The organism is Myxacorys chilensis (assembly GCF_059505265.1).
Genome location: NZ_JCACKG010000155.1, coordinates 88,006 through 110,660 on the forward strand (window position 1 = coordinate 88,006; position 22,655 = coordinate 110,660).

The following is a 22,655-nucleotide window of genomic DNA, read 5'->3' on the forward strand; positions in this document are numbered from 1 at the left end:
TGAACTGATGCTCCGCTTATACCATACTCTTGATCCAACTCAGTCATGAGATTACGTTTTCCCAAGGTCTCTTCTATCCCTCACCTCGGCTCGTTAGGAGTGTTTCTTACGATTGCCAGTGCGGCTGGGTTAGTAACGACTAGCGCCTGGATGAGCTTTCAGTTCATCAAAGATCCAAAATCTGTGGCTTGGATGAATCACTACCTACCTGAAGGCGCAAGAATTCCTTTGTCCGCATGGGATGACCCAAAAACGATGGCAGAGGTTCAGGCTGACCTGAGAAAGAAAGGGTTACGGGCAGGCGATCCGATTCGAGTAGAAAGCGGCGCAAAATCCGCCAAGCGTACGGTTGATCTGCTGTTACCTATTTTTCGCCCTGAGGCACAATGTTCGGACAACTGCGCTGATCGCCTCAGCGAACTGCGCGTCTATCGCAGAATTCTTAACCCCACTCCTCAAAAAAAGGAAGCGCTTCAATTTATCAATGTTTTAGAAATCAATGAAGTCGAAGAATCGTTTGTCTTAGAGCCATTAGCCAATGCACGAGTCATAGAGGCAAGCAGCGATCGTAAGCTTCCCTACACTACTGTTGAGCGCTATGAGGACACTCAAGGCGTTTGGCTCGACTTAATGGGGACTCTCCGCCAAGGGGATTCTAGTGTTACCTATGGATCAGTGGTTTACTATAACCCTGTCTCCACCACAATCAACGGCTTGATCAGTTGGACAAGTCCCGTTGGGCAGTCTCCATCTTGGCAGAAAGCCCCTAAAGGTCGAGCGCCCGAACTATTAGTCAATCGAACGGTTGCCCTAGAGCCAGACTTTCAAGTTTTTCAGCTTCAAATCGGCACTCCGTCCATCCCATTCCAACTCCGACCCATTTCATTGAATAAAGCTGCGATCGATAGTGGCGCGTTTACCGATGCGTTGCTGCTAGCCCGCAACGGGTTGTGGTCGCCTGCGTTAGCCGTCATGCAGTCTGTGCGAAAACAACGCATCGACGAGTGGACAGCCACGGCCCAAGCTCAACTCGATTTAGTCGCTCGCCATGCCAAGATCACGAAAACTCAAGCGGATAAGCCTTGGGCGAGCGCCAGTCAGCAGGTTCTTGCCAATCTGATTGATGGGCGTTGGGCCAAATCAACTCAGGTGATTCAACTGTCGGCAGCCGATCGAGACGAAGTGCTGGATATGCTGAAATTCGATTCAGGAGGCATTCAAAAACGGATTAACGCGGCGCTGCAAATTAATCCTGCCCGAACCGAGGTGCAGACCTGGGCTGCCCTGCGAATTGCCGCTAAACAAGGAAAGACGCCTGCGATCGCGTGGCTAAAACAACAGCCTCAGGATGACTATACTACTCGTGTTCAAGGTCTCAAATTACTGAATCAACTCGATTCCGAGACAAGCCTAAACAAACCGCTTTAACTTAAAAAAAGTTCTAACGCTCCTTTGAATGGCACTCTAATAAACTTTGAATGACTAAACTTTAAACAGATTGGCAGAGTCACTTACACCCCTCGCCAAACGTTCTAACTGAGAATTTTGTTAATTAATCCCCCTCCCCCCCATTCAAAAAGCAGACTGATTGCCGTAGAGTTGAGCGAGGTTGAAACGTTGTAAACCTAGACATTGCTTGCTCGAAGCGCTCTTTCTCTAAGCGGTTATGGCAAAGCGGTTGTCTGTTGTTTCTACTGCCTTACTTGTGTAGTTAATGGGCTGATTGAACTCACTGATTTCTTGGGTACAAGAAACTTCTTGACAATGAGTTGCAATATCAACTAAATACAAACTAAGACTTAATTCTTACCGCCAAGCATTAAACTGGTAGTGAGAATGATTATCGAAATCGTGTTTTGAAGACTTTGTCTGGGTAATTTAACTATTAGCTAGACAAAAGCAGAGCGATCGCTTCGTTGTTTCAACAAGTCGTTTCAACAACCTGTCATTTCAACAACATTAGGTGTGAGAGTAGAACAATATCATGTCAAATTGTTTGCGTACCATTCGTTGGGTTCACCCAATTCTTCTTGCTGTCGCAAGTCTAACCGTTGCGTCAGGCGTCGGTGCGGCTGAAGTATCTTCCTCATCCAAATCAATTGAGACGGCTCAAACTGAGTCACTCGCACAACCAGTTTCAGATGAAACTCCATCGGTTGCAGATCTTAGTACCGATAAGTCTTCTCTCGATCAAGTCACATCAGTGTCTCAACTATCGGATGTGCGACCGACCGACTGGGCATTTCAGGCACTGCAATCGCTCGTCGAGCGCTATGGCTGCATTGCAGGCTATCCTGACAGAACCTATCGCGGCAATCGCGCCACAACTCGCTACGAATTTGCGGCGGGGTTAAACGCCTGTCTCGATCGCGTCAACGAACTGATTGCTGCTTCTACTGCCGATCTGGTTAAAAAAGAAGATTTAGCTACCCTGCAAAGGCTGCAAGAAGAGTTTGCCACAGAACTCGCAACCTTACGTGGTCGCGTCGATGCTGTCGAAGCTCGCACGACAACTCTGGAGAAACAGCAGTTCTCAACCACTACTAAACTGACCGGAGAAGTGGTGATTGGAGTTGCAGGCGTTGCCACGGGTGGAGATTTCATTCGGAATGCCATTCTAGATGCCAATGGTGACGAAGTAATAGATAACGATCTTCCGAATGGCGTGGCGACTGGCGAAGTGAACGAGCGGGTCTCGAAGAATACGATTCTTGGCGATCGCATTCGTCTAAATTTCGACACTAGCTTTACGGGTCGGGACTTATTGAGGACTCGGCTACAGGCTCAGAACCTGGCAACCCTCCCCGCGAGCCTCAATGGCGAGTTGCTGACTCGCGAAGGCAACTTCCGATTTGCGTCTGAAGATGAAAATAATCAGGTCGGGGTAGATGCCCTACTCTATCAGTTTCCATTGGGCGAGAAGACCACAGTGACGATCGAAGCGAACGCAGGCGCGATCGACGACTTCACCGATACCCTGAATCCTTATTTGGATGGCGATGGCGGAACGGGTGCGCTGACGCACTTCGGGACGCGCAACTCGATCTACTATTTGCTGACTGGTAAAGGACTGGGCCTTCGTCACCAGTTTAGTGATGCTCTAGAACTGAGTTTAGGCTATCTGGCAAATGATGAGACGGCTTCAGATCCATCTGCCAGCAATGGTTTGTTTAACGGTCCTTACGGCGCGATCGCACAGTTGACCTTCAAACCAAATGAGCGCATTGGCTTTGGTTTGACCTACATTCACGCCTATAACAATGACTTCTCGGCGAATGGCGGCGTCGGCAGCAATAACGCGAACTTCCGCAACTTCAACGAGCCTACGTCTGCCAATGCATATGGTGCCAACGTGACCTTCCAGGTGAGTCCAAAACTGGTGCTAAACGGTGCGGTAGGGTATACCAACGCTCAATCTCTTGGCAACGGCACGAAGGGCAACCTGGATATTTGGAACTGGTCAGTCGGCTTAGCGGTTCCTGACTTGGGCAAAAAAGGCAGTGTTGCAGGCATCATTGTCGGCATGGAGCCGAAAGTGACGGGTGGTAGCGGTAATTTCAGAACCTTCTTCGGTCGAGATGTAGTCGATCGTGATACGTCGCTGCACGTTGAAGGCTTCTATCAGTACCAACTGAATGACAACATTTCTATCACGCCTGGGCTGGTGTGGCTGACGGCTCCGGGACATGACGATCGCAACGATGACATCGTGATCGGCACGATCCGCACGACATTTACGTTCTAATTCTGTCGCTGTGCTTAATGACGAATCGCACGTTTAACAATAACGTTGCTAGTCCGCAATTTCTCGGAGAAATTGCGGATTTTCTAATCGAGAATTTCTAAATGCAGAACATAGCTGCCAAGCTGAAGCGTTTCTGACCAAAGCTCATAATCTAGCTGCAACAGCTTCGGAAAGGAAGACTGCTCTAACCAGAGGCTGCGAGTAAAATTGCGGAGTTGCAGCGACTGGTTTGGTTTCGCCGAGTCGTCCTGCAACCAGTATCGACTAAAGCCGTAGACGCCGCGTTGCCACAAGTGGCGGTAACTTAATTTGCCGTCCCCTTGCATCGTCATCGCAATCCGACAAGGCGAAATGTCGATCCAGATTAGCCGTGGGGTCGTTGCTACGGTTGAGCTAGGTTTCCCTCGTGACGCGGCTCCTTTGATGCATGGCTCGGTCAAGACCAAGTGAAACTGTTCGTCACTCTTTTGATAAATCGTTCCCGTTGTTTCCACTTCCGACCAGATCGGTAGATCTCGGGAGACAACATAGAGGCGAACAGGTTTGCGGTGCTGAGTCAGCATGAGGGGTGGTAGGATTACTTACGTTTAGTCAGTTTATCTGATCCCCATGGCAAATTCGACGACGATCGCGCTTAACGTTCAAAGTTCTCAACATGAACTCACCATCGATCGTTCTACGGAAGGGTCGCCCTTGCGAGGACGAATTGGGATCCCGGGCGACAAGTCGATTTCCCATCGAGCGCTGATGCTGGGTGCGTTGGCAGAGGGAGAAACCATCATTCATGGCTTGCTGCTAGGCGAAGACCCCCGCAGTACGGCGAGTTGTTTTCGAGCAATGGGCGCAACGATTTCTGACCTGAATACGGAAGAAGTTCGGGTGCGCGGCATTGGATTGGGTCAGTTAGTTGAGCCAATGGATGTGCTAAACGCAGGGAATTCTGGAACGACGTTACGCTTGATGCTAGGAATTCTGGCATCTCATCCGGATCGCTTCTTTACAGTGACAGGGGATGATTCGCTGCGATCGCGCCCAATGTCTCGTGTGGTCAAACCGCTTCAACAAATGGGTGCAGAGATTTGGGGGCGTCAGCAAAACTCGTTAGCTCCCTTAGCCATTCAAGGACGCGCCCTAAAGCCGATTCACTACCAGTCCCCGATTGCTTCTGCTCAAGTCAAATCTTGCATTCTGTTAGCAGGGCTGATGGTAGACGGACAAACCACGGTGACAGAACCCGCCCTTTCTCGCGATCACAGTGAGCGGATGCTGCGGGCGTTTGGCGCACAGGTCAGCGTCGATCCGGAGGCCAAGAGCGTTACGGTAAAAGGACAGGCAACCCTGCACGGTCAAACCGTCATCGTTCCTGGAGATATTAGTTCTGCGGCGTTTTGGCTGGTGGCAGGCGCGATCGTACCCGGCTCTGATTTAACCATCGAAAATGTCGGTGTGAATCCCACTCGTACCGGAGTTTTAGAAGCGCTTGAAGCAATGGGAGCAGACATTACATTAGAAAATCAGCGCGATGTCGCAGGTGAACCAGTTGCCGATCTGCGAGTGCGTTACAGCCAGCTTAAAGCCTGTCGAATTGCGGGCGATCTGATTCCTCGCTTGATTGACGAGATTCCGATATTGGCGGTGGCGGCGGCGTTTGCAGAAGGAACAACGGTGATTCAAGATGCAGAAGAACTGCGCGTCAAAGAAAGCGATCGCATCACAGTCATGGCAACTCAACTGGAGCGGATGGGCGCACAAATCACAGAACGTTCCGACGGGCTGGAAATCACAGGCGGATGTCCTTTAACCGGAACCGATGTTGATAGTTTTACCGATCATCGAATTGCAATGAGTTTAGCGATCGCGGCACTCAACGCGACGGGCAAAACGACAATTCACCGTGCCGAAGCGGCTGCGATTTCTTATCCTAATTTCACAGCAACCTTACAGCAGTTGGTTGCTTACGGCTGATTTCGTTAAGGGAGTGCGAGCAATCTTAACTGCTGTCATAATCAACAAGCTTCCAAAATGTGTTGACATTGTGTACACAAAGCTCTTAAGATGAAAGGATATCCTATATTCAGTGGCTTTAACACTATTCTAGGTATAGGTTCAGTACATTTGCCCTCTTTAGGGAGGAGACGTTATGTGTGCCTCAGTAGGTGAAGGGTCGGTTAGCCAAACCCGCGATGTCACAATCAACATCCGAGCTAAGCAGCATCAACGCGATTTAATTGATCATGCGGCAGAAGTGCAAGGCAAGAGCCGCTCAGAGTTTATGCTTGAGTCAGCTTATCAAAAAGCCCAAAATGTTCTTCTAGACCAGAGTTTCTTTGGGTTGGATGAGCTTAAATTTAAGCAATTTGTGGCGTTGCTGGACGCCCCACCTACGCGAGATGAAAAACTACACGCATTGCTAACAACCAAAGCTCCGTGGGATTAGATCGAGATCAAGACAACCTCCGTCCACCTGAAAAACTGAATTCGTCACATTCAGTTGAAGAATTTGACTCGGGGAACAGTGAGTTAAATGACTGGCTGAAGCGCCGCGCTCTAAAAAATGAGTTAGAGGGAGCTTCACGCACTTATGTTCTCTGCGCTGGTGAAGCAGTTGTTGCGTACTATTGTCTAGCTACTGGAGCAGTGGCACAGACTGCTGCAACAGGTCGAGTTCGACGCAATATGCCCGATCCAATTCCAGTGATGGTGATTGGACGGCTGGCGGTTGATCGCCACTGGCAATGTAAAGGTGTCGGGCGGGCGCTGCTGCGAGATGCAATTCTTCGCACTCTACAAGCTGCTGAGATTGCAGGAATACGGGCAATCCTTGTACATGCTATCTCGGCAGACGCAAAGCAGTTTTATGAGAAGTGTGGTTTTACTGCTTCACCTATTGAGCCGATGACACTCATGGTGAAAGTTAGCGATGCCAATGCTTCACTGAGTTCGCAAGCTTAAAAATTCTGTAATTCTGGGGTTTAATAAGAACTCCTTCAGCTAAACACCTCTGTCCTTAACGCGATCGCGCTACTTATCCCAATATCAGACTTATCCCAATATCAGTTAGTAGGTTGAGCCTCGTCAAGTGGTCGCCCAGCAGCAGTCGGTCTTTGAGCTTGAAAAACAGCTCTGGTCGCAGCATCGATCTGTGCATCACAATTCGATTTTCGTAAGACAACTAGCCCTTTAGCCGCTTCCCCCGCTTCTAAATCAGTCCTATGCTCAGACTCTTAGCCAAATAGCCAAAACACATCGCCATAATTTACTTCCCTAAACCGACGCCACTCGGCAACGAAATTGGCTCATTTCGTTGCCGAGCCAAAGTCCTAAAATGACTTTGAAAGCGGGTGAACGACCTCACACCCTCGCTTGCTCAGATGCCAAATTAAACAATACCTCTAGCGTTTCCATCGCCCGACGACGCGCCTCGATATCTTGCTGTGCCCGCAGTTGCACCATCGGATCGTGAAGAATTTTATTCACAATCCCTTTGGTCAACGCTTCAATCACTTCGCGATGACGATCGCCAAACTCATTGCCTAACCGAGAGAGGGCTTTTTCCAGTTCCTGCGCCCGAATTGTTTCAATTTTGTCCCGCAGGCTGCTAATAGTAGACACCGTTTCGAGCGATCGCAACCAGCCCTCAAAGGCGTCTACTTCTTCCTCTAGCAATGCTTCCGCTTCCATCGCCATCTGCCGACGGCTTTCCTGGTTTTGCGCCACCACCGCTTTAAGATCATCCACGTTAAACGCCTTGACGTGAGCCATCTCGTTGACATCGGCATCGACGTTACGAGGAACTGCAATGTCAAACAACATCAATGGCTGGTGCGGCTCTAAGTGGGTTTCTAGCTTGGCGCGATCGAGAATCGGCTCGGTCGCAGAGGTGCTAGTAAAGACGATATCGGAATTTGCGATCGCGGTCATCATCTCCGAGAACGGACGCAGATTGAGCCGAGCATCAGGAAACTGATTGGCAAGTTCTTGTGCCCGTTCGATCGAGCGATTCAGAACCGTAATATTGCTCGCCCCTTTAGAAACGAGGTGCTGCACGAGCAGGCGAGACATTTTACCAGCCCCTAAGATCGTGATGCGATGAGCGGCAAGATTGGCTTTCATCTGCGCCAGTTCCACCGCCGCAGAACTAATTGAGACTGCCCCAGTTCCAATACTCGTTTCGGTGCGAACCCGCTTTCCTGCAGAAATTCCTTGCTTAAAAAGTTGGTTTAAAACGCGCCCAACGCCGCTATGCTGTTGTCCCATCTTGTGACAGTGCTTGACCTGCGCCAAAATCTGCCCTTCTCCCAGCACCAGACTATCTAGCCCCGATGCGACTCGCATCAGATGCGTCACGGCATCTTGGTGTAGCAACGTAAACAGATACGGACGCAGCATCGATGTCGGCAACTTGCTGTGCTCTGACAAAAATTGAATTACTTCTCGAATTCCAGGCTCTGTCTCAGACGTAACTAAATAAATTTCTAATCGGTTGCACGTACTGAGAACCGCCACTTCTTGAACATTGGGACAGCTACACAGGTGTGCGATCGCTTGATCATAAACAGGTTCTGGAATACTCAGCTTTTCTCGAACTTCGACCGGAGCGGTTTTGTGGCTTAAGCCAACGACAGCAATGTTCATATTAAAAGGGCGCTCTAATAGTTAGGGATGAAGGAGGAGGGAGGAGGGATGAAAGGGGCGCTCTAATAGTTAGGGATCAGGGCGATCGCATAAAAAATTTGGAGTTGCGACTGGCGGGGAATTCAAGAGTTGATAAGCAAAAATACTTAAATTTGAAAGCCTTGCTTAGTGAACTGTTCAGTTTTTATGCGTTTGCCCTGAGTTAGAGATGAAGGATGAGGGACGCCTACGGCAACGCTAACGCAAGGAAGGATGAAAGGAGCGCTAACCGAGAGATTCAAATTCAATGCCATTTGAAGTCTTACTTCACCCCTCATCCCTCATCCCTCCTCCCTTCTTTCTAGCGGAGCTGAACAACCTTGGGCTGCTCGTGCATATGAATGGTGTCTACAAATCGAGCCGTCTTAGACTGGCTGGAAATAACGAGAGTTTGGGTTCTCGCGCCACCTTTGAAGAAACGGACGCCGTTCATGATGTTGCCAGGAGTGATGCCTGTTCCAGCGAACAAGACGTTTTCACCAGATGCCAGTTCTTCAGCGGTGTAGATTTTGTCTGGGTCAGTGATACCCATTTCGTTCAGACGAGCGATGTTGGCTTCTTTGCTTTCGCCAATCAAGCCAGTCTGTACGATTGCTGGATCGTAGATTAGTTGCCCTTGGAAGTGTGCCCCCAAGCACCGCAACGCCGCTGCCGAAATGACGCCTTCAGGAGCCGCTCCAATGCCCATCAGTGCATGAATATTGGTTCCTGCGAATCCGCAGTTGATCGCGGCTCCCACATCGCCATCGCTGATCAGTTGAACTCGTGCGCCTGCCTCGCGGATCTCCTTGATTAGATCGTTGTGGCGATCGCGCTTCATCACTACGACCACGAGTTCGTCGATTGAGCGATCCAAGCACTCAGCAAGAATCTTCAGATTCTCAGTGGCGGATTTGCTGATGTCTACTTTTCCTTTAGCAGCCGGAGGAGCCGCGAGTTTCTTCATGTAGAAATCGGGAGCCGCAAACAAACCGCCCTTTTCTGAAATAGCCAATACTGCCATCGAGCCAGGTTGACCATAGGCGCAAAGGTTAGTGCCTTCGCAGGGGTCAACGGCAATGTCGATTTCCACCAGTTCATCTGGGTTACAGAAGTCCTTGGCATTGGGCTGCGAGCAAATGCCAACTTCCTCACCGATGTAGAGCATGGGAGCGTCGTCCCGCTCTCCTTCTCCAATCACAATCCGACCGCGCATGTAAATTTTGTTCATGCGCTCACGCATGGCTTCCACTGCTACCCGGTCAGCCTCGTTCTTATCGCCTTTGCCCATTAGATGAGCGGACGCGATCGCTGCCTGCTCTACGACTTCGATAATTTCTAAACCAAGCGTGTTTTCCACGAACCAAGTCCTCCAACTGCTGATTTTGCGCTGTTTTATCTAGCGATCTCAGTTTACAAGTAAAGTGCAAGGGGTAATCCCATGTCAATTCTTGGGTGTACTCCTTAATAGTTCGCGATATAGGATAGATAGTTCGCAACATAGCCGTCCGTGCCACATCGCTATGCAGGTTCCCCAAGCGTTGAAGCTGAATTCTTTCCATCTATCTTGAGCCTATCGCGTTTTTGAAAGAGTTGCTGGGCGTATCTACTGTCGAGTTTCTTCATTTGAATCCGGTTGAGTGACCAGAGAAAAAACGCTGGGTGACAGTCTAGAGGCAGAGGCTCTTGAGCAATACTTGCCTTCAGCGAATGGCTTAAAAGAGCAGGTTGAATCGGGCGAGGTCTGCCTTGAGTTAGAAGGTTAAGCGATCCAATGGCTGTGAAGCACCGCGACTCAGCTATCTGTACTAAACTGAAATTGTTACAGAACGTAAAGCAATAGCATCAAAGTAATAGCATCATGGCGAGTGAGCAAGGTTCTGCAGGCCGTAAGTCTGCGGGTCGTAAGGTAGTCGTTATTGGCGCAGGAATTGGTGGATTAACGGCAGGCGCACTGCTGGCGCACCGAGGGTACAACGTCATGATGCTCGATCAAGCGATCGTACCCGGAGGATGTGCCTCTACATTTAAGCGGAAGGGATTTACCTTTGATGTAGGAGCCACACAAGTAGCAGGATTAGAATCGGGCGGCATTCACCACCGAATTTTTTCAGAACTAAATATCGCGCTGCCGGACGCCACATTTTGCGATCCTGCCTGTGCCGTCTACCTGCCAGGAGAAACTCAACCCATCAACGTTTGGCGCGACCCTGAACAGTGGAAAGCAGAACGACAGCGACAATTTCCGGGTAGCGAACCCTTTTGGCAACTGCTGGCCGACCTGTTTCACCGCAGTTGGGCCTTTCAGATGCGCGATCCGGTGCTGCCGCCTCGCAACATCTGGGATTTGTGGCAACTTACGAAAGCGCTACGCCCCGCAACGCTACTGACTGTGCCTCATACTTTTTCAACAGTTGGTGATGCTTTGCAGGGGTATGGCTTAGAGCGCGATCGCCGCCTCAAAACCTTTCTCGACTTGCAGCTTAAGCTCTATTCTCAAGTTGACGCCAACGAAACAGCACTCCTCTACGCCGCTACCGCATTAGGTGTGTCTCAGCAGCCGCACGGATTGTTTCATTTGCAGGGCAGTATGCAGGTGTTGAGCGATCGCTTAGTTAAGTCGTTGGAGCGCGATGGTGGAACGCTGCTCATGCGTCATACGGTGGAGCGGATTCACACGCAAGACAATCGACCAACAGGCGTGACCGTTCGCAATCAGAATGGTGAAACTTGGCTAGAACCTGCGGATCAGGTCGTAGCGAATGTCACGGTTCAGGATTTAGTCAGGCTGTTAGGTGAGGATGCACCGCAGGGCTATGGGCGACGAGTCGAGAAGCTGCCACCCGCTTCTGGAGCCTTTGTGATTTATCTCGGTGTGGAGCGATCGGCAATTCCTGAGAACTGCCCGCCGCACCTGCAATTTCTGTATGACTATGACGGGCCGATCGGCGAGAATAATTCTCTATTTGTATCGGTGAGCCATCCGGGTGATGGCCGCGCGCCAGACGGACAAGCAACCATCATTGCGTCTTCATTCACCGATGTGAAAGCTTGGCAGCAGGGTGATTATGACGCGATGAAACAGCAATATGCTGAAGCAGCGATCGCACGATTAGGACAATTTTTTAATCTCAATTCAGACACGGTGATCTATCAAGAAGCGGCGACGCCACAGACGTTTCAACGATACACGGCTCGCGATCAGGGAATTGTTGGAGGGATTGGGCAACGAATTCCAACGTTTGGCCCGTTTGGATTTGCGAACCGTACTCCTGTTGATCACCTCTGGCTTGTCGGTGACTCAACCCATCCGGGAGAGGGAACAGCGGGAGTAAGCTACTCAGCGTTAACGGTAGTACGTCAGATTGAGGCGAGCAAGAAGTGAAGAAAATGCCAAGGCATTTGATGTTTCATCGCTTCAGCCAACCTGCATATTTTTAGCAAACGATTTTGTATGCATGCAAAAGCACAAAAAAAACAGCCTTTCGCAAGGCTGCCGAAAACGCTCCGAAGCAAGTCTTCTACTATAAAAGCAAACTTCTAAAGGAATAGATATCACTCATTCCAGTGAGATTCACGCTTAAAAGATACTAAGGATACAATTCATCTTAATACTAACTACTTAGCATACCTCGCTGAAGTAAAGCTACTGGCAAAATTGCAGGCTGCATCTCGGTGAGTGCCTTAATTTGCGACTTTCCTGACTTTGCTAGAAGAGGATCTGCTGACACTTACAAGGTGCTGTAAGTATTGTCGGTATTAGCTTCAGGTGTATCATATTTTACTGGAGAAGGACGTTGTAAGTGAGCGATCGCATGTTCACTTGAGGTACTTAAGTATGTTGCAATCATGAGAAGCAGCCGCAACAAGAGGAGTATATTGTTCTAGCAATTCCAAGCAATTTGATGAGGCTTTAACTGATCTGGTACGACAGAAATGGAAGTTTTGCTGTAAATTCTTTTTTGGCTGAAACTCTTCTCTTGCTTTTTCTTTGTGATGAATGTGAAAGATTAGAATAACGTTTTTTGTGAAGTACAGAGAACCAAGAAAAACAAGTTTTTCTTAAAAAGCAGAAAAAGTTTGGTGTTTAATTTCTAAAAGCTCATTTCGCCTTCATAGCCCCTTTAACAACTGCCGCAAAGTCGGAACTAAGGCAAATATGACCATTGCTGGATGCGATCGCTTCAACAATTTGCCAGCTTAGTTATGGGCTAAGTAAACAGATTTCTTCAATGCTTTCCGAATGATTCTCTTGAAGCTTCGTTCTACACCAGTTGCAGTTGAAATGTTGCAGTTATGAAGACTGATGCCAAGTATGGGCTTAGATAAAATATTTTTCTTAAATTGCTTAATTTTATTAGCTATTAAAATTTCAAGAAGCAGATGAATCTATAAATCGGTAGATTTTCAGCCAACACGTTAGAGAACCTGTCATATTGGGTCTGGTTTTATCAAAACTGTTTTGTTGCAACTTAGGTTAGGTGGTTTAAGTTCGTTGTCTAGATTTGAGGAGTATTGCGAATGACCCATTCTCAAAATTTACGGCTTGCTTCGCAAAGCTCCCGAAAAACACAGCGTCTAGCTTGGCTAGAAGGAATTCGGATTTTTGCCGCTGTTGTGATATTGCTCTATCACGCTCAATTGCTCTTTACAAAATATAGTTACACGCCACAGCCTACTGGCTTAATCAGTAATCTTGAGAAGATGGTTGCGGCGTCGAGTGAGTTGGGTGAAACCTGGCTATCTCATTTGGGTAGCTTGCCCGTATGGTTTGGGTTTCAGTTTGTTGATGTCTTTGTGTTAGTCAGTGGTTTCAGCCTAGTACTATCACTCAAGGGCAAGCCGCTAGAAGTAGGAAGTTTTTTGAGGCGGCGAGTTCTAAGAATCTTGATGCCGTTCTGGACGATCGCTTGGCTCTCCTACCCCATACTATGGGTTGTCGGAAAGCTGACAAATAGTTATATTCCCGATGCATGGCACGGGTTTGCAAGTCTGACGTTTCCGTTGCTATTTGATTATGGAGGCGATTTACTACTACCGACAAGCGGGCCGTGGTGGTTTGTTCCACTGATTCTTAGCTTTGCCCTTATCTTTCCAGTCTTATGGCATCTATTTCAGCGTTGGGGCGCTCGTAATTTATTTATTGTCAGTACCGTTGTCACCTTTCTCTATCGAGCGTTGGCTGTTTTTGTCTTTCAAGGACATCCAACCTATGCGATCGTAGACACGCCTTCAGGATGGCAACCGTTTGTGCCGTTTATCGCCAAGTTAAGTACGTTTGTAGTAGGAATGATTGCGGCGCAAGCTTATCTACACGGTAAAGGCGCAATTTTTTGGAAGCCTAGCAAAGCATTGATTACAGGCATCAGCATCTACGCGCTTGGCTTTGTCTGCCAGTTTTATCGCGTTGGTTGGATTTTTGTGGATTTCTTGTTAGCGATTGGATTGACGCTCTGTTGCATGGTGGTCTTTCGGTTTCTGAGCGATCGCTTGCGGCTTGCACCTTTGATGACCTGGTTGGGACTTCATAGTTACAGCTATTTCCTAATTCACAACTTTGTCATCGATCGCACAATTAACCTGAGTGTACAAGATCAGTTTTCAGCCTATGCAGCAGCGTTACCTATCATGATCGTTGAGACGCTAGTATTTGCGGTGATGGCTGATGCTGTGACTCCTCGCTTTCAGCAGTTTGCGATCGCACTTTGGCAATGGGGAGACACGCAGCTTACCTCTAGTGCAAATTCTATGCAAGCTCGAAATCCTAGAGTGGGTGATAAGGTTTGTTACTTAGGTCAGCCAGGTTGGACAGTTATTAATATTGAACAAGTTGTGCATGATCAAGCGTTCTATTTGTGCCGCATTTCTAAGGGTGAAAAAACGCTGTGGGTCAATCAAAATGCTCTGGAGTTTGACCGAAAATCTCAGCAATCTAGCGTGAGATGACAGAATGATTAACCCCTATTCTCGATGGCTATTTCCCCGCTTGATTGACTTGGCTATGTCGGGCGATCCGTTCCCGCAATATCGTCGAGAAGTATTGGCGAATGTGAGCGGAGACGTTCTAGAAATTGGCTTTGGAACGGGCTTGAATTTGCCGCACTATCCCGAATCCGTTCGCGCGATTGCAACAGTAGATGTCAATCCGGGTATGAGCGCGATCGCACAACGGCGAATTCAAGCTTCTAACATCACTGTGCATCAACAAGTTCTCAATGGGGAGTCCTTGCCGATACCCGATGATTCCTTTGATAGTGTTGTCAGTACTTGGACACTCTGTAGCATCGCCAACGTCGATCAAGCCCTGCACGAGATGGGTCGAGTGCTGAAGCCAAGCGGCACTCTTTTTTTTATTGAACATGGCTTAAGTTCTGACCCCGCTATTCAAACGTGGCAACATCGCCTCACACCTGTTCAGAAACTGATTGCCGATGGATGTCACCTCGATCGCGACATTCAGCAATTAGTTGAAAGACACTTTGCAGAAGTGACAGTCACTCAATTTTGGGCAGAAGATTTGCCTGCAATTGCTGGCTATTTCTATAAAGGATCGGCTCGAAAAAAGGTTGCTCAATAGGCTTCAACATGATTAAGAAATCTTTAAGATGTTCTTGCCCTTCCTCGAAATCTGTCATGAGTTAGAGAGGCGATATTTGAATTGACACTACGATGTAGCCGAGGTAAGTTCTTTGTCTCGCTAAACGTGGTGTTAACACAACGCTCAATAGTAATGTCTAACAATTATCGGATTCTGGTTGTTGATGACCTAGAAGACAACCTGTTTTTACTACAAACAATTTTAGAAGATGAAGGATACAGCGTTGATACTGCTCTCGATGGCATGATCGCGCTACACAAAATCCAATATTTTCCCCCCGATCTCGTTTTGCTTGACATCATGATGCCCGGATTAACTGGCTATGATGTGTCTCGCCAAGTTCGTCAAAAAGCGATCGCGGAACTGCCCATCGTCCTGCTGACGGCTCACGATGAGTATTCTCATTTGCCTTACTGGGAAGTGGGCGCAAATAGTCTGCTTCGAAAGCCCATTGACCTTGATCAACTCCTCAACACGGTGAAAATTCACTTGCCGTCTCTTGTTGCTTCTTAGCTTTGCAGCCGAATTTGGTTGACCTGATGCGCGATCGCAGTTGCCCCATCAAGTTGTGCTGGCATCACCCCTCCCCACGTGACGCCAATACTCCCAAGCGCCCCGCTGTTGGTGGCAAGCTGGATGTCTGCGATCGCGTCGCCAATCACTAGGGTATGTCGGAGATCAACCTTTAGCGAAGTGCAAACCAGTTGCAGCAGTTGGGGAGCAGGTTTACTAATGCCGACTCGCGCTCCTACCAGTTGCTGAAAGTATGAACTGAGGTCGTGCCGAGCGACAAAATCTTCTACATTGGTTTGACTATCGCTCGATAGAATCGCAAGCTTCACAGGCTGGTTATGCAGCGATCGTAAGAGATTCACAATTCCATCAAATGGCAGCGTCAGGTCTGCTTTACGCGCTAAACCCTGGTCTACTTGCCCAAAGGCGGAGCGCGCGAGCGTCAGAGATGCGATCCAGTCACGCCCTGTTTGAGCGATCACCGTTGCGACGCCAATTTCATTTTCTAATCGGGTTCCAACCGCTAGTAGCCCAGCAGGATTAAGAGACTCCGCTGTGAATCCGAATGAGCGCAAGATTGCTTCCGCCAATCCAGGAATTTCTGATTCGACCGCTTGAGCGCGTTTTTGCCCCAAGTTCCGCAAAAAGCCAAGCGAATCGGCAAGCGTTCCATCCTTATCCCACACAATTGCTTGCACGTCCTGAAACCGGACTCCGTTACACTCAAGCGTGACCATAATTAGTGTCGCCACATATTTTTTAATGTCGCCAATAATTGTACGCGGCACATGCCATTGTCACGACGCCAGTGACGATCGCAGACTCGTTGACCTCAAACAGAGGATGGTGAAGCGGGTAATTTCGCTTCTCCTTGAAGCCCACGCCTAAACGGAACATACTGCCTGGGGCATGTTTGAGATAGCACGAAAAATCTTCTGCGCCGAGAGAAGGTTCTTGAATAATCTGAACGCTGTCGGCTCCCAACATCTCTTTGACCGACGATTCTACTAAGCCTGTCAGCCGCAGGTCGTTCTGAACAGAAGGCGTCCCGCGACGGTAGTTTAATTGATAGGTTGCGCCATAGGTTTGGCAAACGCTCGAAACAATATTTTCGATCCAACTCGGCAACGCTTCGCTGGTTTCGGGATGAAGCGATCGCACAGTTCCCTGCATCGTCACTTGGTCGGCAATCACATTTGGCGCACGTCCGCCGCTAATTTTGCCAATCGTTAGCACCACCGGACGTAGAGGATTTTGAGTCCGGCTGATCGCTTGCTGGAGGGCCGTAATCGTTTGGGAGGCAATCCAAATCGCATCGATCGCTTCATGAGGACGCGCTCCATGTCCAGACTCTCCTACGATCGTGAGTTCCAGATCATCGGCAGCAGCGGTCATCGCTCCGTAGCGAATGCCAATTTTGCCTGCCGGAATTGAGGGAAAAACATGCACGCCTAAAATCGCGTTTACATCGGTCATGACACCATCTTCCACCATCCATTCTGCCCCCTGAGCAATTTCTTCGGCGGGCTGAAACAGAAAGCGAATGGTTCCGGGTAGAGCTTCTCCTAATTGAGACAGTACCATTGCCGTACCCAGTCCAACTGTTGTATGAACATCATGACCACAGGCGTGCATCACTCCCGGTTGCCGAGAGACAAACTCTATCGGGGTTCGTTCCTGAATCGGCAACGCATCCATATCTGTACGAATGGCGAGCAGTCGCGGATCTCGACCTTGCCCGTCTAATTCTCCAACAACGCCCACTTTGCCGATCGCTTCTTTGACTCGCAATCCACAAGAAGACAGTACGCCTGTTACATACGCCGCCGTTTGATGTTCCTGTCCGCTTAGCTCAGGATGGCTGTGGAGATGACGACGGATTTCAATCAGACGGGGGGCAAGCGCGAGGGCAAGATCTTTGATGCGGTCTTTCATAGGTAGCACGATAGAGGGCCTTTCTCAATGATAAGACTTGCAAACTTGATGACAGCACAGAGTGTCTCTTGATATCCAGTTGATATCCAGTTGGAATTCAATCCAATTGATTGACCTGAACAGAGATGATTGTCATGGGAAAGAGGATAGCCTATTCCTGCTTTTTGTCCTCTTCATCAGACACCAAAGGCTCAATGTAGGTCAAGAGTTGAGGTAAGTTTTCGTTTATGACTGTCCAAATCTCTTCGAGATCGACTTCATCATAGTCGTGAGTGATAACATCGCGCATTCCTGCAATCTGTTTCCAAGGAATTTCTGAATGATGTTCTCTAAAACGTTGCGATAGCCGTTTGGTTGCTTCGCCAATAATAGTAATGCGGCGCAAAATAGCATCTTGTTTTTCAATGTTGATGGCTATCGCATCTGGATCAATTCCCTCTACGTACTGAAAAATCAGTTTGATGGCCTTTAAAATGTCAAGAAGCGCCTCTTGATCGCGCAGCATAGACGACCTCGGCTGAGTTTAAAATGTTTTTGCGTCGAATCCAGTTTTGACTTTGTTCGATTGCCCTTTTGCTAACTAGATCGACTTTGCGGTGCAGAAGGGTTTCTAACTCTTCTTGCATAGTCATTTTTTCAAATAATCCTCGTTTTGCAGTGGCTTGATAGGTCACCAACACGTCGATGTCGCTGTCGGGTCGAAAGTCGTCGCGCAAGACAGAGCCAAAGAGTGATAGTTCGGCAACACACCAACGCTGACAAAATTCGGCGAGTTGCGCGGGTGTAATGTTTAAGCGATCGTGAAGTTTAGAGTGAAGCATTTGGGTTCATTTTCTCTAATTCGCTCTCCTTCTTCAGTTCTAACAGATGTAGGTTGGAAACTGTGCGAGGATTAGCCTCGGCTCTACCCTTGCTGGTGTGGAGGGTGATCAAATTCCTTTCAGTTGCTTGAGGCTTTGCCCGATCAGCGGAACGGCAGAACCAAGAATCAACACCGCGATCGCAAGGCTAATGACGCTATCTGCCCACACCCAATGAAAGGCGGCAACTGCGATCGCGGCGAAAATGACGCCGACTGCGCCCAATGCATCGGCGACGACATGCAGAAAAGCGGCTCGCAAATTTAAATCAATATCGCTGCCTTGGTGCAAAACAGCAATATTGATTCCATTGATGATCAGACCGACGATCGCGGTGATCAGCATTGGTTGACTGGCAATATCGGGAGCAGGCAGCCCAAACCGCGCGATCGCTTCCCAAGCAATCCAGACCGTCACCATGACTAAACCACAGCTATTGAGCAACGCGGCCCATGTTTCGAGCGAACGGTTGGGTTTCACCGCAATGGTGTTGACGCCAATCCAGCCCCATTGCAGTGACGACTGAGACATCCGAGTAGCCAGAAATGCTAACAGCAGCGCAAAACAGTCAGACACCATATGTCCAGACTCTGCCAATAGCGCTAGGCTGTGGCTCGATAACCCAACGCACAGCTCCACTCCAGCGAAACTGCTCACGAATGCTAATGCGATTAAGAGTTGCCGTTGCTTGGTTTTAGGGTCATGGATCAAACAAGAACAGTCGGTAGAATGGGGAGCGTGCATCGGTACTCGTCAATCGTGGTACAGCCAATTTATCCTACTCTAGCCTTTACAAGAACGAGAGTCGTTCTAGATAAAATCCCAGAGACGGTAGTAGTGACTGAAGCACGGATACGCAAGTTTCCGATCGCCTCACCATTTTTTATAGGGCAAGAATTTTCCATTCATAACCACTTTGACGCGATCGCCCTTCGGATCGGCTTCTTTCTCAATATCGAGCGTGAAGTCGATCGCGCTCATAATTCCATCGCCAAACTTCTCCTGAATCACTTCTTTGATCGGCATTCCATAAGTTTGCATGATCTCGTAGAACCGATACACCAACGGATCGGTCGGCACAACAGGACCCAATCCTTTGACTGGAAAACTGGTGAGTTCTGGCGCAAGATCGGAGCTTAATCCTAAAGCGGCTAAAAGTTTTGTCGCTTCTTCTTCAGAAGCGCTGGCTTGACGGTAAAACAGAGCCGCAAGCCAAACTTCATCTCGTCCCAAGAGGTCTTCAAGCGCGGCAAACGTTAAGCCTTTTTCCTTTTTAGCTGCTAAAAGCTTCTCGGTAATTTCTGGAGTCATCATCGGGTAAACAGTAAGATCGCTCTTAAACTTGTAATCGAGGAATTCTCGATTTGAATGTATTGAGTGATACTAAATGTTGATGCTGTTGGGAATCAGCGCCGGATGCAAGTAAGGATAATCTATTCCTGCGTTTAGCTTTCGGTGAGCGTTGCGATGATTGATCGTTGTTCCAATCTGCGCCAATTCGCTCTGAAATTTTTGGAGAACTTGGCGATCGCATTGCTTATTAAACTGGATCATCTGAGAACTTCCCAACTGACTCCAGCGAATGCCGCTCAATGCAAACGCCAGTTCCATCTGTCCTAAATCTTTTTCTGCATTCGGCAAAATCTCTTCCAACGCGGCGGGAACATCGGGACGAGTATAGGCCGCAAGGGGCGAATTTGGCACGAAGCCAAAGTAATCAAATTGGCTGAAATTGACCGCCGCATGTTGAGCGCTACAGGTAAAGATAATTTGTGTGGCAACCTCAATCACTTGCTGCACGGTTGTAAATTGCCCCGGATGCTTGGCCGTTGGAAAATCAGGCACACGCGAGTAAGACGGTAGATCGATCGCGAGTCCGGCTTCTTGTGTGATCGCGCTCGGAACCCAATCGGGCGCTTGAGCAAATTCTTGCGGCGATCGCAGATTCAACGGTAGACCCAATTCTGCCGCCCACGCTTGTAGATACGCATCGCGCTGAACGTCTACATCGGTTTGATAGTACTGCTCTACGTAGTTAGCAACATATCGATGAATGGCGTCCCACACAAGTTGAGCATCATCGCGATAGGGATAATCTGCTAAAAATTCGGGTTCAATGCCTCGCTTGTGAATATCAGTCGGCAAAGCGTGGCTAGAAAACGATGTGGCCCGATATGAACGGTTAATAATGGACAGTGAAACTGCTCTGGTGGGAGCCATTAAATTATCGATTGCGGCTCCTTCTCCAAGCAAAATGGCGTTGCCACGGGTATTGATCGCGAGTAAGAATTTGAAGTGAGGACGCAGTAATCGATGCAATGGATGATTAGACGGCAAACGGCGCGGGGTGGCGATCGCAAAGGCTTCCATTGCCAAATGGGTAAACCCTAGATGCGTCACTAATTCATGCTGCGTTACATCCGCAACTTGCACATAGAGCTTCGCCCGCATCCAATCATCTGCATCCTTTGGCGTGTAAACCTTGCCGCCTGGCTCAAGTTGAATCAATAGCGGCTCTAAGGCTTGATTGTTGTTATAGAAGAATGCTTTGGGACTGCCGACATAGCGCCCGATTTGCAGCTCCTCTGAAGCGAGGTTTAGAAGCGGATACTCGATCGCAAACAAACGATTTTGCTCGGTGGCATCCGAGAGCGTAATCGTTTCACCATTCATCAAGGTATACGCTTGATTTAGTCCTTCAAGCTGCGATCGCTCCTGCACACGCTGGATTTGAATGGGGTTTGGACCCGCGAGACGCTGCCGAGCAAACTCGCGATCGCTGAGTCCTTCATCCCGTTTATGAATCGCTTTCATTGCTGGACGTTTGCGACCGTGCTGCTCTAGCGCCCCATAAAACTGGTCGCGTTGCGCTTCAAGTGTGTCCGTTGTTGCCGCCGCTTTTCTGGCAGCTAATAGAGCTTCACCCATCGCCTTTCGCAGTCGCACAAACTCTGAGCTAAATTGTTCATCGGGCGGCAAAGTAGAGTTGAACAAATCGGACTGAAAAATTTCTAGATCGACCAACACAGTGGTTAGCTTCAGCCATGTTTCTTCTGCGGTTTTACCAAATTTCTCAAACTCTTCTAGCACCTCTAGAACAGGAGACGGAAGCTGAGCTTTAGCAATCCAATTTTCTCCAAGTTCGTCAATCAGGTAGCGCAACATACCCTCTGTTCCTCGATACGGAAAGATACGAGAGGGGCCAGCGTCCGAATTTAAAGCGTTGGGATCGTAGCGATAAAAATCTTGTTGTAACTCAAGCGATTGATCAGACATGGCTTACCTCCGCCTCTTGCGGCGGTGACGAATAGGACTAGGCAATCCTTCGGAGCTTTGACGAATCGAAATCAGGACACTCAGTAGCTTCACTGCCTGACTAACCGATTCCAAGCCAAGTTTTTCTGATCAGGAAAACTTTATAAAATAAAAAATATTCTGCACAATAAAATAGGGACGGCATATTGCCATCCCTATTTCTGATTCAAACCTTAAGCGATGCTATGACCCGGAAGCAGCCTCATCTTTGGGCGCTTCAGAATTCGCGGCATCAGCTTTTGCTTGAGCGCGTTCTTCGCGTTTCTTGCGATCGGCGATCAGCACATCGGCCATCATCGCCTGCACCTGCACCATCTTTTCGAGGTTGCTGCGATAGAGGTCTAGATCTTTCTGAGTTTTGTCTGCTGGTAAGTTCAGTGCTTGAGAGATTTGATTTAAGGCCTGTGTCCGCTGCACTTCGTCTTTTACAAGATCAGCATCTGCGGTCTCTAGCAGAGTGAATAAGCCGATCGCGAACAAGCGGCTGTACTTAAACTTGGCATCACCCGCAATGCTCTGTAGCGATTCGCGCAACGACGCGAGATCTGAAATCCCTTCAGACTTCTCTGGCATGAGAACGGTGTCCCAAGAAAAACGAGACGCTGTGGACAAAAGGTGTTGAGCATCTTGGCGGTATCTATCAGGATCGTCCTCGGTCGATCGACACAGAGCGTTGAAGATCGATTCTTTGTCCTGCTCAGGACGATAGCCCTGCATAAAGCGATCGAAAGACGTGACAACGCCCAAGGCATAGATTGGGTTGTAGCGAAAGTCCACATTGACGGCGAGTAAATGCATCTCCACCATCAATTCTTCGACAACCCGGCGGTAGATCGAGTTAACCGGACGGGTGTGGAGGTTGTAGAACGCTCGCTTGGTATCTGAAACGGTGCGGACTGTGTTCACGATGTACTTGGGTGAGCTACGTTACTTTATTGTGTCACAAACAGGGATGAGGGATGAACCTTTAAAGAAAGGGATGAGGGATGAGGGATGAGGGATGAGTTTTTCAGAAGCGAGCCAACCTGCTGTTTAA

Annotated in this window: 21 protein-coding genes; 10 read left to right on the top strand and 11 right to left on the bottom strand. The window is 48.7% G+C overall.

All coding sequences use genetic code 11. The features are described from left to right. The first annotated feature begins 45 nt into the window (after positions 1-45). Both AC5JLB_RS12005 and AC5JLB_RS12010 read left to right on the top strand, forming a co-directional pair. Entirely contained in the window at positions 46-1,428 is a 1,383-nt protein-coding gene (locus AC5JLB_RS12005; RefSeq protein ID WP_495874066.1) for a hypothetical protein, read from the top strand. 556 nt (positions 1,429-1,984) lie between these two features. Beyond that, positions 1,985-3,745 (top strand): iron uptake porin, encoded by a 1,761-nt coding sequence (locus AC5JLB_RS12010; RefSeq protein ID WP_495874067.1) that lies wholly within the window; start codon positions 1,985-1,987, stop codon positions 3,743-3,745. A gap of 83 nt (positions 3,746-3,828) precedes the next feature. On the opposite strand, the gene AC5JLB_RS12015 is transcribed toward AC5JLB_RS12010, so the two are convergent. After that, the gene (locus tag AC5JLB_RS12015; protein WP_495874068.1) at positions 3,829-4,308 is read right to left on the bottom strand and encodes a hypothetical protein; all 480 of its coding nucleotides are present in this window, start codon (positions 4,306-4,308) and stop codon (positions 3,829-3,831) included. 46 nt (positions 4,309-4,354) lie between these two features. On the opposite strand from AC5JLB_RS12015, the gene aroA reads away from it, so the two are divergent. The 3 genes from aroA to AC5JLB_RS12030 all read left to right on the top strand — a co-directional run bounded on the left by aroA (position 4,355) and on the right by AC5JLB_RS12030 (position 6,697). Further along, positions 4,355-5,710, top strand: a complete 1,356-nt coding sequence (gene aroA, locus AC5JLB_RS12020) for a 3-phosphoshikimate 1-carboxyvinyltransferase (protein WP_495874069.1) — start codon at positions 4,355-4,357, stop codon at positions 5,708-5,710. A gap of 175 nt (positions 5,711-5,885) precedes the next feature. Next, positions 5,886-6,182: a type II toxin-antitoxin system TacA family antitoxin gene (locus tag AC5JLB_RS12025; RefSeq protein ID WP_495874070.1), complete on the top strand. Its 297-nt coding sequence runs from the start codon at positions 5,886-5,888 to the stop codon at positions 6,180-6,182. Then, positions 6,173-6,697: a GNAT family N-acetyltransferase gene (locus AC5JLB_RS12030; protein WP_495874071.1), complete on the top strand. Its 525-nt coding sequence runs from the start codon at positions 6,173-6,175 to the stop codon at positions 6,695-6,697. Before AC5JLB_RS12025 ends, AC5JLB_RS12030 begins: the two co-directional genes overlap by 10 nt. 399 nt (positions 6,698-7,096) lie before the next feature. On the opposite strand, the gene AC5JLB_RS12035 is transcribed toward AC5JLB_RS12030, so the two are convergent. Further along, positions 7,097-8,380 (bottom strand): glutamyl-tRNA reductase, encoded by a 1,284-nt coding sequence (locus tag AC5JLB_RS12035; RefSeq protein ID WP_495874072.1) that lies wholly within the window; start codon positions 8,378-8,380, stop codon positions 7,097-7,099. A gap of 340 nt (positions 8,381-8,720) precedes the next feature. After that, entirely contained in the window at positions 8,721-9,758 is a 1,038-nt protein-coding gene (glpX, locus tag AC5JLB_RS12040; protein WP_495874073.1) for a class II fructose-bisphosphatase, read from the bottom strand. 280 nt (positions 9,759-10,038) lie between these two features. Here glpX and AC5JLB_RS12045 point away from each other — a divergent pair, with 280 nt between their 5' ends. The 5 genes from AC5JLB_RS12045 (at position 10,039) to AC5JLB_RS12065 (ending at position 15,509) form a co-directional block, all read left to right on the top strand. Continuing rightward, positions 10,039-10,164: a hypothetical protein gene (locus AC5JLB_RS12045; RefSeq protein ID WP_495874074.1), complete on the top strand. Its 126-nt coding sequence runs from the start codon at positions 10,039-10,041 to the stop codon at positions 10,162-10,164. A 95-nt stretch (positions 10,165-10,259) separates the two neighbouring features. Next, positions 10,260-11,783: a C-3',4' desaturase CrtD gene (crtD, locus tag AC5JLB_RS12050; protein ID WP_495874075.1), complete on the top strand. Its 1,524-nt coding sequence runs from the start codon at positions 10,260-10,262 to the stop codon at positions 11,781-11,783. A gap of 1,136 nt (positions 11,784-12,919) precedes the next feature. Beyond that, a complete protein-coding gene (locus AC5JLB_RS12055) occupies positions 12,920-14,344 on the top strand; it encodes an acyltransferase family protein (protein ID WP_495874076.1) in 1,425 nt (474 codons plus the stop codon). A 4-nt stretch (positions 14,345-14,348) separates the two neighbouring features. Beyond that, complete coding sequence (locus AC5JLB_RS12060; RefSeq protein WP_495874077.1) at positions 14,349-14,975, top strand: class I SAM-dependent methyltransferase; 627 nt, start codon at positions 14,349-14,351, stop codon at positions 14,973-14,975. Positions 14,976-15,128: 153 nt separating this feature from the next. Next, entirely contained in the window at positions 15,129-15,509 is a 381-nt protein-coding gene (locus AC5JLB_RS12065) for a response regulator (RefSeq protein WP_495874078.1), read from the top strand. Here the strand turns inward: AC5JLB_RS12065 and AC5JLB_RS12070 are convergent. The 8 genes from AC5JLB_RS12070 to psb29 form a co-directional block, all read right to left on the bottom strand. Next, complete coding sequence (locus AC5JLB_RS12070) at positions 15,506-16,297, bottom strand: HAD family hydrolase (protein WP_495874079.1); 792 nt, start codon at positions 16,295-16,297, stop codon at positions 15,506-15,508. The two genes, AC5JLB_RS12065 and AC5JLB_RS12070, sit on opposite strands and share 4 nt — an antisense overlap. Then, positions 16,269-17,444, bottom strand: coding sequence for a M20 family metallopeptidase (locus tag AC5JLB_RS12075; RefSeq protein WP_495874080.1), 1,176 nt, complete (start codon positions 17,442-17,444; stop codon positions 16,269-16,271). The genes AC5JLB_RS12070 and AC5JLB_RS12075 overlap by 29 nt, the downstream gene beginning before the upstream one ends. A 151-nt stretch (positions 17,445-17,595) precedes the next feature. Continuing rightward, the gene (locus AC5JLB_RS12080; RefSeq protein ID WP_495874081.1) at positions 17,596-17,949 is read right to left on the bottom strand and encodes a HepT-like ribonuclease domain-containing protein; all 354 of its coding nucleotides are present in this window, start codon (positions 17,947-17,949) and stop codon (positions 17,596-17,598) included. After that, entirely contained in the window at positions 17,921-18,265 is a 345-nt protein-coding gene (locus AC5JLB_RS12085; protein ID WP_495874082.1) for a nucleotidyltransferase family protein, read from the bottom strand. Before AC5JLB_RS12085 ends, AC5JLB_RS12080 begins: the two co-directional genes overlap by 29 nt. A 108-nt stretch (positions 18,266-18,373) precedes the next feature. Next, entirely contained in the window at positions 18,374-19,048 is a 675-nt protein-coding gene (locus tag AC5JLB_RS12090; protein ID WP_495874083.1) for a cation diffusion facilitator family transporter, read from the bottom strand. Between the two features lie 129 nt (positions 19,049-19,177). Further along, positions 19,178-19,618: a cyanase gene (cynS, locus tag AC5JLB_RS12095; protein WP_495874084.1), complete on the bottom strand. Its 441-nt coding sequence runs from the start codon at positions 19,616-19,618 to the stop codon at positions 19,178-19,180. A gap of 69 nt (positions 19,619-19,687) precedes the next feature. Beyond that, positions 19,688-21,580, bottom strand: a complete 1,893-nt coding sequence (locus AC5JLB_RS12100; RefSeq protein WP_495874085.1) for a lipoxygenase family protein — start codon at positions 21,578-21,580, stop codon at positions 19,688-19,690. A 222-nt stretch (positions 21,581-21,802) separates the two neighbouring features. Further along, complete coding sequence (gene psb29 / locus AC5JLB_RS12105) at positions 21,803-22,525, bottom strand: photosystem II biogenesis protein Psp29 (RefSeq protein ID WP_495874086.1); 723 nt, start codon at positions 22,523-22,525, stop codon at positions 21,803-21,805. Between the last annotated feature and the right edge of the window lie 130 nt (positions 22,526-22,655).

Excerpts from the sequence above, each read along its gene's own strand:
- AC5JLB_RS12060 (WP_495874077.1), top strand. The coding sequence starts at position 14,349 with ATGATTAACCCCTATTCTCGATGGCTATTTCCCCGCTTGATTGACTTG.
- AC5JLB_RS12085 (WP_495874082.1), bottom strand. The coding sequence starts at position 18,265 with ATGCTTCACTCTAAACTTCACGATCGCTTAAACATTACACCCGCGCAA.
- AC5JLB_RS12025 (WP_495874070.1), top strand. The coding sequence starts at position 5,886 with ATGTGTGCCTCAGTAGGTGAAGGGTCGGTTAGCCAAACCCGCGATGTC.
- AC5JLB_RS12035 (WP_495874072.1), bottom strand. The coding sequence starts at position 8,380 with ATGAACATTGCTGTCGTTGGCTTAAGCCACAAAACCGCTCCGGTCGAA.
- AC5JLB_RS12005 (WP_495874066.1), top strand. The coding sequence starts at position 46 with ATGAGATTACGTTTTCCCAAGGTCTCTTCTATCCCTCACCTCGGCTCG.
- AC5JLB_RS12055 (WP_495874076.1), top strand. The coding sequence starts at position 12,920 with ATGACCCATTCTCAAAATTTACGGCTTGCTTCGCAAAGCTCCCGAAAA.
- cynS (WP_495874084.1), bottom strand. The coding sequence starts at position 19,618 with ATGATGACTCCAGAAATTACCGAGAAGCTTTTAGCAGCTAAAAAGGAA.
- AC5JLB_RS12100 (WP_495874085.1), bottom strand. The coding sequence starts at position 21,580 with ATGTCTGATCAATCGCTTGAGTTACAACAAGATTTTTATCGCTACGAT.
- AC5JLB_RS12065 (WP_495874078.1), top strand. The coding sequence starts at position 15,129 with ATGTCTAACAATTATCGGATTCTGGTTGTTGATGACCTAGAAGACAAC.
- AC5JLB_RS12075 (WP_495874080.1), bottom strand. The coding sequence starts at position 17,444 with ATGAAAGACCGCATCAAAGATCTTGCCCTCGCGCTTGCCCCCCGTCTG.
- AC5JLB_RS12015 (WP_495874068.1), bottom strand. The coding sequence starts at position 4,308 with ATGCTGACTCAGCACCGCAAACCTGTTCGCCTCTATGTTGTCTCCCGA.
- crtD (WP_495874075.1), top strand. The coding sequence starts at position 10,260 with ATGGCGAGTGAGCAAGGTTCTGCAGGCCGTAAGTCTGCGGGTCGTAAG.
- aroA (WP_495874069.1), top strand. The coding sequence starts at position 4,355 with ATGGCAAATTCGACGACGATCGCGCTTAACGTTCAAAGTTCTCAACAT.
- AC5JLB_RS12090 (WP_495874083.1), bottom strand. The coding sequence starts at position 19,048 with ATGCACGCTCCCCATTCTACCGACTGTTCTTGTTTGATCCATGACCCT.
- AC5JLB_RS12080 (WP_495874081.1), bottom strand. The coding sequence starts at position 17,949 with ATGCTGCGCGATCAAGAGGCGCTTCTTGACATTTTAAAGGCCATCAAA.
- AC5JLB_RS12010 (WP_495874067.1), top strand. The coding sequence starts at position 1,985 with ATGTCAAATTGTTTGCGTACCATTCGTTGGGTTCACCCAATTCTTCTT.